This is a genomic window from Lentibacillus halophilus (genome assembly GCF_055395055.1).
On record NZ_AP043750.1, the window covers coordinates 718,450 to 730,916 of the forward strand.

A 12,467-nucleotide genomic window follows, 5' to 3' on the forward strand; every position below is an offset into this window, starting at 1 on the left:
TGAACCAAAATAACCAAAATGAACCTTTTTGCCTACCAACCATCATAAGAGAGATGCGATTTCTATTCATTAACCAAGGACTTTTAAATTACGATGACGAATGAGTGGCGGCGCTGATAAACCCTTCAAACAGTGATTGCGGACGTGTTGGACGCGATTTGAATTCCGGATGAAACTGGCAAGCGACAAACCAAGGGTGATCCGTAAGTTCCATCGTTTCCACGAGTCGGCCGTCCGGACTGGTTCCGGAAACCATCATACCGTTTCGCTGCAAATCATCGCGGTAATCGTTATTCAATTCGTACCGGTGACGGTGACGTTCATGGACCAGATCCGCTTCACCATACGCTTGTGCCGTTTTCGTATCAGCGATCAGTTGACACGGATAAACACCCAGTCGCAACGTTCCACCCAGTTCGGAAATATTTTTCTGTTCCGGCAACAGGTCAATGACCGGATGAGGGGTGGCAGGGTCAATTTCGGCTGAATGGGCCCCTTCCAGACCGAGCACATTTCGAGCGTATTCGACAGTGGCTAATTGCATACCGAGACAGATACCCAAAAACGGGATACGATTTTCCCGGGCATAGCGGATAGCCTCTATCTTTCCATCAATACCGCGATCGCCAAAGCCGCCGGGAACTAAAATGCCGTCCATGGTGGCCAGCTCCTGTTTGATCGTTTCCTTATCGCATTTTTCCGAGTTAATCCATTTGACGGTGACATCCGTATCATAGGAAAACCCGGCATGCTTCAAGGCTTCCACAACAGACAAATACGCATCCGGCAGTTCGACATACTTGCCGACAAGCGCAATTTCCGTTGTTCTGGACAAATGGCGCACCCGATAAAGAAGTTGATTCCATTCGTGCATCTCCGGCTCCTCGCATTGCAATCCGAGGTGATCACAGACCAGCCGATCAAACTGCTGATTTTGCAAAGCGATCGGTACCTGGTATAGCGTATCCGCATCGCGCATTTCAATCACCGCGTTTTTATCCGTATCGCAAAAGAGTGCAATTTTCTCTTTCATGTCGTCACTGATCGCTAGCTCGGACCGCAGAACAATGGAATCAGGCTGAATACCGAGCGAGCGCAATTCTTTAACACTGTGCTGGGTCGGTTTGGTTTTCACTTCGCCCGCAGCTTTAATGTATGGAACAAGGGTACAGTGAATATACATAACATGGTCTTTGCCAATGTCATTTTTGATTTGACGGATCGCTTCAAGAAACGGCAATGATTCAATATCTCCGACCGTTCCGCCAATCTCGGTGATCACAACATCCGCCTCGGTTGCCTGACCCGCGCGGAATACCTGTTCCTTAATTTCATTGGTGATATGGGGGATAACCTGTACCGTCCCGCCCAAATAATCGCCACGGCGTTCTTTTTTGATGACACTCGAATACACTTTTCCAGTCGTAATATTGCTGTATTTATTTAAATTAATGTCGATAAACCGTTCATAATGCCCGAGATCCAAATCCGTTTCCGCACCATCGTCGGTGACAAACACTTCCCCGTGCTGATACGGACTCATTGTACCCGGGTCGACATTGATATACGGGTCAAATTTTTGAATCGTCACTTTCAATCCGCGATTTTTCAACAGTCGGCCCAGGGAAGCGGCTGTTATTCCTTTGCCGAGTGATGAAACGACACCGCCGGTCACAAAAATATACTTTGTCACGAGTTATCCCTCTTCTTTCCGTGTAAAAATTACCCAATCAAACGATGCTGCTATTAGGTTGTGTCATATCGTTGTTGTTATCAAATAAAAAAGCGCCACCCCCGACAGTCAGGGGTAGCGCTTATACGCAACAATCAGCGAGCCCAATAAAAATTGTAATCACACGCGTTTGAAAAGTCAAGCCGCTTAATTAATTTGTATCGTTATCGTTGTCCTTCGTATCATCATCGTTTTCCTCTGTGTCCTCGTCGCCGTCAAATTCCTGATCAATGCCTTCCCCGGCACTGTCAATATCAACATCATCCATATCCAGATCATCCACGTCATCATCAAGCAAGTTATCATCAATCATTAAGTCCTCATCGTTTTCCTGCTTTTCAGGTTCTTTCTTTTTGGGCTGCTTCGTCTGCTGCTTTTCCTTCTTGGATGATTTTTTCTTCGGTGTTGACGTCACTTCTTCATCCATTTGCTCAACGGGGTACCAGCGTTTCAACCCCCATGCGCCGGAGCCAGCTGTCAGGAATCGGCCATCAACGGTCAAATCGGTGTAAAATTGCGCAATGAATTCCTGCTTATTCTCGTCCGTAAACCCTTTTATGTCGGCTATTCTGTCATACAATTCATTAAAGTCCATGACTTTCTGTTCATTCGATAGAATATCATTTGCCAGTTCAAGCATTGACGTTGCTTCCAGTTCTTCGCGGCTGTATTGATCCAAGCTCACGATACCGCACTCCCTTTTTCATATATTTCATTCACAAAACTAAACGATGGCATGATCCTGCCCATATGCCTACATATCATACCATTCATTATAAACAATTCGCAAAGGAATATGCCAGCGGAATCTTTTTGGAATTGACATAGGCGGCAATACTGGCCTTTTACGTCGTATAAGGCAGTCGCCATCGAGCCGGGACTGCCCACCGGGAATGGTTATTCGTCAACGGGTTCCTTGTTTGTCGCGCGAGTTTGGGGTGGAGCTGCACAAGTTCTGAGCGGAGTTGCGCGACCTTTGGAGAGAACCGCGCGAGTTGAGTGGTTATTGCGCAACGTTTGCCCTGAGTTGCGCGAGCTTGCCGTTTACTGCGCGACTTTCTCCTCGAGTGGCGCAAATTCATCCTATTGTCGCGCGACCGTCTTATATCAGCATTCGTCCGATGGGCTAAAAAACGTTTGAGTGATGGTCGCATCGCGCATGTATCGTTCGACCGGGTAATCTTTCGTGTAACCATAGCCGCCGAATACTTGCACGGCGTCTGTCGTAATCCGGATTGCGGCGTCACCGGCAACGAATTTGGACATAGCTGACGCTTCTCTGTACGGCTGCCCTTCTGATGCGAGCCAGGACGCCTGATAGGTTAATAGACGAGACGCTTCCACATCCGTAGCCATATCGGCGAGTTTAAACGAAATAGCTTGATTGGCTGCGATCGGCTTGCCGAACTGCTCCCGCTTTTTCGCGTAATCCACCGCGGCATCCAGCGCGCCCTGGGCAATGCCAACAGCCTGGGCGGCCATGCTGGTGCGCCCGCTATCTTGGGTAGCCATGGCAATCGTCAAACCTTGTCCTTCCGCTCCGAGCAGGTTGTCTTTCGGAACACGACAATGGTCGAACACGAGCTCGGTTGTTGGAGACGAACGAACACCGAGTTTCTTTTCCGTTTTGCCGAACGTGAAACCTTTCGTCCCCTTTTCAACAATGAATGCACTGATACTCCCGTCGCCGGCGTCCGGATCGGTCGTGGCAAACACGATGTAAAGGTCGGCCGCACCGCCATTCATAGTCCATACTTGGTTCCCATTTAATATATAATCATCGCCGTCTTTGTTGGCAACGGTTGTTATCGCAGCGGTGTCCCTGCTGGATACGGATTCGGACACGGCATACGCACCGAGAGCTTCTCCAGTTGCTAGTCGGTGAAGGAATGTCCGCTTTTGTTCGTCGGTTCCATACTGATAAATGGGCCAGCTGGCAAGTGCCACATGTGTTGACAGCGTCATACCTGTGGATGCACAGACACGTGAGAGTTCTTCCACGGCGATGCAATAGCTGAGGACGTCCGCCCCTATGCCACCATATGCTTCGGGCCATGGAATCCCTGTCAAACCAAGGTTAGCCATGTTATCAAACATTTCCCGGTCAAAACGCTCCTCGGCATCCCGTTCAGCAGCCGTCGGTTCCACATCGTTTTTGGCAAAATCACAAACCATCGTCCGCAGCATTTCCTGTTCGTCGGTTAATTGAAAGTCCATAGAGCATGATCCCCCTTCCTCATCGGACTAGTGCAACACGTTTTTCGCGATGACTTTATGTTGGATTTCATTGGTTCCTTCATATATTTCGGTGACTTTTGCATCACGAAAAAAACGCTCCACTGGGGAGTCCTCTGTGCAAGCGTACCTGCCGCACACACGAAGTGCTTCTGTTGCTGCTTTGCGCGCGGTTTTGGCCGCATAGACCTTCGCCATCGATGCTTCTTTGTTGCAAGGAACACCGCGCTGTACGAACGATGCAGCTTGGTGAGTCAAGAGGTTGGCCGCCTCCACCTCTGCCGCCGTCTCGGCAAGTTGGGAGGAGGCCCTGTCACGGGCATAGGCGGACGTGTGCTCCAACGCTGCCTCGGCAATGCCCAGCGCTTGTGCAGCAATACCGATACGGCCGACATTTAAGTTTGCCATGGCAATGTTGAATCCATCACCTTCTGCACCAAGCAGCTGATCCCGGGAAATACGACAATGGTCAAAGCCAACCTGGACAGTGCTAGATCCGTGCAACCCCATTTTTCGCTCCGATTTGCCAATGAAAAGGCCTGGTGCATCCTTTTCCACAATAAACGCACTGATCCCTTTGGACCGGCCCTCTCCGCTTGTTCGGGCAAACGTGATAAAGGTATCCGCCTCCCTGCCATTGGTGGTGAACATTTTCTCGCCATTCAGCACATAATCATCCCCGTCCAAGACAGCTATTGTCCGCATGCTGGCGGCGTCTGACCCTGCTTCGGATTCCGTCAGGGCAAACGCACCGAGATAGGTGCCGGATGCAAGCTTCGGTAAATAATGACTCTTTTGCTGCTCCGTACCAAATCGGACGATCGGATTGGTACCGACCGATGTATGGACGGATAAAATAACGCCGAGAGCCGCACTCACCTTTGACAGCTCAATGATGGCCGAGATGTACGATATGTAATCCATGCCGCTGCCGCCATACGCTGTCGGAATAGGAATCCCCATCAGGCCAATGTTGCCCATTTTTTTCACCAATTCGGACGGAAATCGGCCCTCCTGTTCCATGCGTTCAACGAGCGGGGAGACATCCGTTTGGGCAAAATCACGCATCACGCCCCGAATTCTTTCCTGTTCGTCCGTTAATCGAAAATTCATGGTTGCCCCTCCAGCATTCATCCCTTTTTGTCGTGGTCCGGATTAATCATACTGGTAAAAACCTCGTCCGGCTTTTTTGCCAAGCCATCCGGCATGCACATATTTTTTCAGTAGCGGGCACGGGCGATATTTGCTGTCGTTATAGCCGTCATAGAGCACTTCCATAATGTAAAGACACGTGTCGAGTCCGATGAAATCAGCGAGTGTCATCGGCCCCATTGGATGGTTCATGCCCAGTGTCATCACCGTATCCACATCCTCAACCGATGCCACGCCTTCATGGACGGCAAAAATGGCTTCATTGATCATCGGCATTAGAATACGGTTGGCAGCAAACGCTGGGGCGTCATCAACTTCCACCGGACTTTTTGACAAATCGGTTGCCATTGCTTCCACAGCCTGATATGTGGCATCACTTGTCTGCAGGCCGCGGATGACTTCCACCAGTTTCATAACAGGCACTGGATTCATAAAATGCATGCCGATGAACTGCTCGGGCCGATTGGTTGCCGCAGCCATTTCGGTAATCGGCAGCGATGATGTATTCGTCGCTAAAATGGCATGATCGGGGGCACGGGCATCCAGCTCGTTGAAAAGACTCGTTTTGGCATCAAGGTTTTCCACGATGGCTTCAATCGCCAAGTCACATTCCCGCACGGAATCGATATCGGTTACTGGCTGAAGAAGATCCATCGTATTTTGCTTTTCATGCTCAGAAATACGTGTTTTTTCCACTGCCTTCGTTAAACGTTTTCTCACCCCTTCCATTCCTTTATCAAGTGCGTTTTTGTTGGCATCATACAGATAAACATGGTAGCCGGATTGAGCGCATACCTGGGCGATTCCTGATCCCATTTGCCCAGAGCCGACCACCATCATGTGGTTGATTGCCATGAAAAAGCCTCCCTTTGCCTGATTGGTTTCGTTGGTTTATATAAGATGAAAACAGCCGTCCGCTCAGTGGATCCGTTCATTCATTCGATAGTCGGATGAAATAAAACAGCGGTGCGCTTATTCCCCCGGTACTTCCAAAAGCACAGCATCACCCTGGCCGCCGCCGCTGCAAATCGCCGCGATGCCAAGGCCGCCGCCCCGGCGCTTCAGTTCGTGAATCAGCGTCAGAATAATGCGGGCACCGCTCGCTCCGATTGGGTGGCCCAGCGCAACGGCACCACCGTTGACGTTGATTTTTTCCGGATCGATATCAGCTATTTGTCCGCTTGCCAGCGATACAGCTGCAAACGCCTCGTTAATTTCGTACAATGAGATATCCTGTTCAGTGTAACCGGTCTTTTTCAATAATTTGTTAATAACAAGTCCGGGCGTCTTTGGAAAATCTTCCGACGCGACGGCGACTTCCTCATGACCAAGGATGTGGGCCATCGGCGTCTTGCCGAGCTGATTCGCCTGTTCATCCGACATAATGACAAAGGCACCGGCACCATCATTGACCCCTGGTGCGTTCCCGGCGGTAATGGTGCCATCTTTATCAAAAGCCGGACGCAATTTAGCCAGTTTGGCTGAATCCGTGTCGCGGCGCGGTGTTTCATCTGTGTCGACGGTAATCGGATCCTTTTTTCGTTGCGGCACATCAACCGGGACGATCTCCGAGGCAAATGCGCCGGAGTCAATCGCCTTTACAGCCCGCTGATGACTGCGGTAAGCCCATTCATCCTGCGCCTCTCTCGTCAAGCCATATTCCTCGGCTGTTCTGTTGCCGTAACTGCCCATGTGAACACCGCCAAAAGAACACGTGAGTCCGTCGTGAACCATCATATCGACGACCTGTTTATCACCCATGCGGTGTCCCCAGCGGGCATCGGGCAAAATGTACGGCGCATTGCTCATGCTTTCCATGCCACCGGCCACGAGTATGTCTTCATCCCCGGCCCGGATGAGCTGATCAGCAAGCGTGACACTGCGCAAGCCGGATGCGCACACTTTATTGATGGTTTCGGTTTTGACGTCCCACGGAATGCCTGCATAACGCGCAGCCTGCCGTGATGGAATCTGTCCCTGGCCGCCCTGAAGAACGTTTCCCATAATGACTTCGTCGACGCGCTCACCATCCAGCCCCGCCCGGTTCAGCGCTCCGCGGATAGCTGCACCGCCGAGCTGCGAGGCTGTCATTGGCTGCAAACTGCCTCCAAAATTGCCGAATGGCGTGCGTGCACCAGAGGCTATGACACTTTTTTTCATATTGCCAACGTCCTTTCCTGAGTTTGTTTAGACCGAACGCTCGCTCGACAAAGAAGGGAGATCCAGTCGTGCGCGTTTCAGGGCAGCCGCGCGAGTTGCGCGATCCTCTCCTGATGTTGCGCGACTTTACCCTGATCTGTGCGAGTTTCAGGCCGAGTTGCGCGACTTTACCTCATCATTGCACGAGCTGCGTCCTGAATGGCGCGACATGACCCCATTCTCGCGCGAGTCCGTTCCGAGCTGCGCGGCTTTACCTTTAGGCTGTCTGCTCTTCGTCCTCCGTCAATACGGACAGTGCGAGGATTTCAGCCACATCCATGGTGCCGATATCTTCGTCCACTTCTTTTGCCTTCGTTCCGTCACTGAGCATTGTGAGGCAGAATGGGCATGCACTGGAGATCATCGTTGATTCGGTTTCCAGCGCCTGTTCGGTACGGGCGACGTTAATATGGTTGCCGGTTGTATCTTCCGTCCACATCAAACCGCCCCCGGCACCGCAGCACATGCCATTTTCCCTGCTGCGATTCATTTCGATTAAATCAAGTCCCGGTATTGCATTTAAAATTTCCCTCGGCGGATCGTATACGCCGTTATACCGGCCCAAATAGCAAGAGTCATGATACGTGAGCCGCTGGTTAATCGGCCGTTGCGGCTTTAATTTTCCATTCATCACCAGGTCGTACAGCATCTGTGTATGATGATAGACTTCCGCTTCAAAACCAAAGTCGGGGTATTCGTTTTTGAAAATATTATACGCATGTGGATCAATCGTCACGATTTTCGTTACATTGTTTTTTTCAAATTCGCTTATGTTTTTCTCAGCGATTTCCTGGAATAAAAATTCATTTCCTATGCGTCGTGCCGTGTCACCGGAATTCTGCTCCTTATTGCCAAGGATAGCAAAATTAATGCCGGCCTGATTCATCAGTTTGGCAAAGGCCAGAGCAATCTTTTGACTGCGATTGTCAAACGATCCCATCGAACTGACCCAAAAGAGATACTCAAAATCTTTATCTTCTTTTTTCAGTTCTTTAATCGTCGGGATATACGCATCGTCATCCTGCTCACGCCATTTGATGCGGTCTTTCTTGGACAAGCCCCATGGATTGCCTTGGCGTTCGATGTTCATAACAGCGCGCTGGGCACCCTGGTCCATTTTCCCTTCTGTCATAACGAGATAGCGGCGCATGTCGATAATCGCCCCGACGTGCTCATTCATAACCGGACATGCGTCTTCACACGCGCGGCATGTGGTGCATCCGGACAGTTCCTCTTCGGTAATAACGTCCCCGATAAGGCTGACATCCGCCATGCCCGCCGCTGCTTCATTGGCTCCTTCACCGGCCAACTGATTGCCTTTCGTTCCGGAAAACGCATACGACGGCACCCACGGCGATTTGCCCGTCACGGCCGCTCCTTTTTCCGTAAGATGATCGCGTGCTTTAACCATAATATCCATCGGCGACAGCATTTTACCGGTGCCTGATGCCGGACAGACATCGGTGCAGCGCCCACACTCCACACACGCATAAAAATCAATCAACTGGCGCTGGTCGAAATCTTCCACCTTGCCGACGCCGAATGACATCTCACTTTCATCAGTGGCGTCATCCATATTATCAAAGTCAATTTTTTCCAGTTTGCCAGGCTCCCGTTTGCTTAAAAACACATTAATAGGCGCAGCAATTAAATGCGCATGCTTGGACTGTGGTACATAAATGAGGAAGGCCAGTATCGTCATCGTATGAATCCACCAGAACACATAGAATGCCACCAACGCAGCCGTTTCGCCCATCCAGCCAAATGCAAGAGCGATCACACTCGCCACTGGCTCCGACCACGATGCAGCTTCCCCGTGCCAAATGATGTTCATCCCGTTTCCGAGTAATACGGACATCATCAATGTGGCAATAAACAGTAGCACAAGACCCGCTTTAAACCCACGTTTGAGACGAACAATTTTCTCAATATAACGCCGATAAAACGCCCACACGACGGCCACCAATATCATTAATGTTACCAGTTCCTGAAAAAATGTAAATCCCGGATACAGAGCGCCGAACGGCAAGTGACTCCCCGGTGCGAGTCCTCTTACGAACATATCAATGGCTCCGAACTGAACAAGGATAAATCCGTAGAACATCATCACGTGAATCGTCCCGGATTTTTTATCTTTCAACAGCTTGGACTGACCAAAAACAATGGTGCCAACACGCCGGAAGCGTTCTTTAAAATCTCGGTCAAAGTTGGATTCTTTGCCAAGTTTTATGTAAGAAACCCGTGTCGCCACCACTTTGACAAATAAATATACACCATAAATAACAATAGCTGCAAAGGCCAGCCAATTAATCGTCAAAAATATATCCATCGTGCTCCTCCCCCTTTAAAATACAGTATAACGCATAATGACAACGATTGCATTCTTTTGATTAAGAAAATTCAGTTGGTTTAGTCACTACTCTATACGATGAATGATTATTCAGTCAACCTGATTCAGAGAATCACCATAAAGTTGCGGAATTCTAAATCCGGTTGATAATTCTACCAATCCGGTTGATATATCAGTCGATACGGTCGATATATTCTAAATTTGGTTGATAAATCTGCCAATCTGGTTGATATATCCTGAATCCGGTTGATAAACCCGCCATCCGGCCAAGCAAGGGTAGGCAGCCAGCTCGTATCATCTTGGCAAGGTTATGACAATGATGGACAAGGTGACAAACGACCGGGTAAGACTAACAATCCATTGAGCATCCTTGATGGCTTTTATCAAAAAGTCATTAAAAAATTAGACTGATAGCATGGTTCAGTCTAAAAAAAACTTGCAGAAAGGCGGTGCCTCTGCAAGTTTTTTATTACATTGATTCGGGTGCGGTAATACCGATCAGACGAAGGCCGTTTGCGAGCGTGGTGCGGACGGCTTCCATAAGGGCTATTCGGGCTTTGGTGCGTTCCGGATGATCCGGGTCGAGCACTTTTTCCGCATTGTAAAAGCTGTGCAGCTGCGACGCCAGTTCGAATACATACTGCGGTACTTTATGTGGTGCGCGTTTTTCGGCAGCATCCGCGATCGTTTGCGGGAATGCGCCCAGCTTTTTCAACAAGTCTGTTTCTTTCTCGGCAGTCAGAAGATTGGCATCAAACGCCTCACTTCCGGCAAATCCTTTCGCTTCGGCCTGTTTCAGCATCGTGCAGATCCGAGCATGGGCATATTGTACATAATACACCGGATTGTCGTTGGATTGGGAACGGGCGAGATCCAAATCAAAGTCGAATTGCGTGTCGTTGGACCGCATGACAAAGAAGTAACGTGTCGCATCAATGCCGACATCTTCCATCAAATCCCGCAGTGCCACCGCATTGCCGGTGCGCTTGCTCATGCGCAGTTTTTCTCCGCCTTCGTACAGGTTAACGATCTGGATAATTTTAACAACCAGCTTGTCCGCCGGATACCCAAGCGCCTGAATGGCCGCTTCCATCCGCGCGATATAGCCGTGATGATCGGACCCCCATACATTAATCATCTCCTGGAATCCGCGCTCCAGTTTATCCTTATGGTAGGCGATGTCCGGTGTCAGATACGTATAGCTGCCGTCCTGCTTGATCAAAACGCGGTCCTTGTCATCACCGAAATCGGTCGAACGGAACCAGACAGCCCCGTCCTGTTCATAGACATAGCCGCCATCCCGCAATGTCTGAACGGCTTCTTCCACCTTCTTGTCAGCGTATAGCGACTGTTCGGAAAACCAGTGGTCAAAATGCACTCCGAAGTCGGCGAGGTCTTTTTTTATCTGGTTGAGCGACGACTGCAGCCCGTACTCCCGGCAAAAGGAAAGCCGCTCCGATGTGTCGGCGTCCACCCATTTTTCACCGTACTCAGCTGCCATGTCCCGGCCGATAGCAGCAACATCGTCCCCACGGTAGCCGTCTTCCGGCATTTTAGCGTCTCGGCCGAGCGCCTGCATGTACCGGGTTTCCACCGATGTCGCCAATTTGTCAATCTGGCTGCCAGCATCGTTAATGTAATATTCCCGTTCCACGTTGTAGCCCGCCGCTTCCAGTACATTGGAAAACACGTCGCCATAAGCTGCACCGCGGGCATGGCCAAGATGCAAATCACCGGTCGGGTTGACGGAAACAAATTCCACCTGCACCTTCTCGCCCTTGCCGGCATCGCTCCGGCCGTATGTATCTCCAGCTTCCAGAATTGCCGGGATCAAATCGCCGAGAAAATCATTTTTCATGAAAAAATTGATGAAACCGGGACCGGCTACCTCCACTTTGTCGACATGCGCTTTGGCCGTATCCAGATGAGTGGTAATATCCTCAGCAATCTGTTTGGGAGCTTTTTTAGCAATGCGTGCGAGCTGCATGGCAATATTTGTTGCAAAATCACCATGCGCTTTTTCTTTCGGTTTTTCCAAAATCACTTCCGGCCGCTCCTCATCAGTCGCCAGTTCGGCCTGAACTACTGCGGCAGCAATTTCCTGTTTCAAAATATCTTCCGTCTGTTGCAACACATTGGTCATGAGCCTTCCTCCTTATGATGGACATTCAACGCTAATTGATGGTTTCGTTCAAGCTGCCCGTTCAGTTTGACCGTATAGGCCAAGGTCAAATAGCCCGCCTTTCCCGGATCAGGGCGGCGATAGTCCATGTGTGTCGTATACGTTTGCATATCTATCGTACCGTACGGGTGCTGGTAAACATTTTCGGTCGACCGATGCGGCTGAAACTGTTGATGCATAACGACCGGCCCGTTGCGCTTAATACTCACTCTGTCCTTATGAATGGTAATCATATTGTTAAGGCGCGCCCCGTCGTCAAGGGTTTCGCGAAAGGTGAGCACATCCATATTGTTTTTTTGATAAAAATAACCTGTCTCTCTTACTGTATTGTACTCTATGTCACCATCGTCATCAATCGACGTATGGAGCTCAATGGCAACCTGTTTCGCATCGTGTGTCATTTTTTGAACGCTCCTGATGAATATAATAACCTATTGTATCTATGAATGCCTTTCCATTGCAAACGCGACACAAAACAACATTGACTTTTCCCCTGCTCCGCCTCGCGCTAATTGTAAGCCATAACGCTCAAACCGGGCAACGCCACCGGAACGGCGCGAGTTTGGGGTGGAGCCGCGCAACCTCCGTTATAACTGCGCGACATTTGGAGGGAGCTG

At 50.0% G+C, this 12,467-nt stretch carries 9 protein-coding genes; all 9 read right to left on the minus strand.

Annotated elements, in window-relative coordinates; translation table 11 throughout:
* Positions 1 to 88 precede the first annotated feature (88 nt).
* Entirely contained in the window at positions 89 to 1,693 is a 1,605-nt protein-coding gene (locus ACZ5Q7_RS03275; RefSeq protein ID WP_343751701.1) for a CTP synthase, read from the minus strand.
* Positions 1,694 to 1,883: 190 nt separating this feature from the next.
* Positions 1,884 to 2,417 (minus strand): DNA-directed RNA polymerase subunit delta, encoded by a 534-nt coding sequence (gene rpoE / locus ACZ5Q7_RS03280; protein ID WP_343751700.1) that lies wholly within the window; start codon positions 2,415 to 2,417, stop codon positions 1,884 to 1,886.
* Between the two features lie 422 nt (positions 2,418 to 2,839).
* The gene (locus tag ACZ5Q7_RS03285; RefSeq protein WP_343751698.1) at positions 2,840 to 3,949 is read right to left on the minus strand and encodes an acyl-CoA dehydrogenase family protein; all 1,110 of its coding nucleotides are present in this window, start codon (positions 3,947 to 3,949) and stop codon (positions 2,840 to 2,842) included.
* 27 nt (positions 3,950 to 3,976) lie between these two features.
* Entirely contained in the window at positions 3,977 to 5,080 is a 1,104-nt protein-coding gene (locus ACZ5Q7_RS03290; RefSeq protein WP_343751697.1) for an acyl-CoA dehydrogenase family protein, read from the minus strand.
* Between the two features lie 42 nt (positions 5,081 to 5,122).
* Positions 5,123 to 5,974, minus strand: a complete 852-nt coding sequence (locus ACZ5Q7_RS03295) for a 3-hydroxybutyryl-CoA dehydrogenase (RefSeq protein ID WP_343751696.1) — start codon at positions 5,972 to 5,974, stop codon at positions 5,123 to 5,125.
* Positions 5,975 to 6,091: 117 nt separating this feature from the next.
* Complete coding sequence (locus ACZ5Q7_RS03300) at positions 6,092 to 7,279, minus strand: acetyl-CoA C-acetyltransferase (protein WP_343751695.1); 1,188 nt, start codon at positions 7,277 to 7,279, stop codon at positions 6,092 to 6,094.
* A gap of 256 nt (positions 7,280 to 7,535) precedes the next feature.
* Complete coding sequence (locus ACZ5Q7_RS03305; protein WP_343751694.1) at positions 7,536 to 9,647, minus strand: (Fe-S)-binding protein; 2,112 nt, start codon at positions 9,645 to 9,647, stop codon at positions 7,536 to 7,538.
* A gap of 490 nt (positions 9,648 to 10,137) precedes the next feature.
* Positions 10,138 to 11,811, minus strand: coding sequence for an arginine--tRNA ligase (argS, locus tag ACZ5Q7_RS03310; RefSeq protein ID WP_343751693.1), 1,674 nt, complete (start codon positions 11,809 to 11,811; stop codon positions 10,138 to 10,140).
* A complete protein-coding gene (locus ACZ5Q7_RS03315; RefSeq protein ID WP_343751692.1) occupies positions 11,808 to 12,251 on the minus strand; it encodes a YwiB family protein in 444 nt (147 codons plus the stop codon). Before ACZ5Q7_RS03315 ends, argS begins: the two co-directional genes overlap by 4 nt.
* Positions 12,252 to 12,467: the final 216 nt, after the last annotated feature.

Bases quoted from the DNA above. Each gene is read 5' to 3' on its own strand.
- ACZ5Q7_RS03285 (WP_343751698.1), bottom strand. From the start codon at position 3,949: ATGGACTTTCAATTAACCGACGAACAGGAAATGCTGCGGACGATGGTT.
- ACZ5Q7_RS03290 (WP_343751697.1), bottom strand. From the start codon at position 5,080: ATGAATTTTCGATTAACGGACGAACAGGAAAGAATTCGGGGCGTGATG.
- ACZ5Q7_RS03295 (WP_343751696.1), bottom strand. From the start codon at position 5,974: ATGGCAATCAACCACATGATGGTGGTCGGCTCTGGGCAAATGGGATCA.
- ACZ5Q7_RS03300 (WP_343751695.1), bottom strand. From the start codon at position 7,279: ATGAAAAAAAGTGTCATAGCCTCTGGTGCACGCACGCCATTCGGCAAT.
- ACZ5Q7_RS03305 (WP_343751694.1), bottom strand. From the start codon at position 9,647: ATGGATATATTTTTGACGATTAATTGGCTGGCCTTTGCAGCTATTGTT.
- argS (WP_343751693.1), bottom strand. From the start codon at position 11,811: ATGACCAATGTGTTGCAACAGACGGAAGATATTTTGAAACAGGAAATT.
- ACZ5Q7_RS03315 (WP_343751692.1), bottom strand. From the start codon at position 12,251: ATGACACACGATGCGAAACAGGTTGCCATTGAGCTCCATACGTCGATT.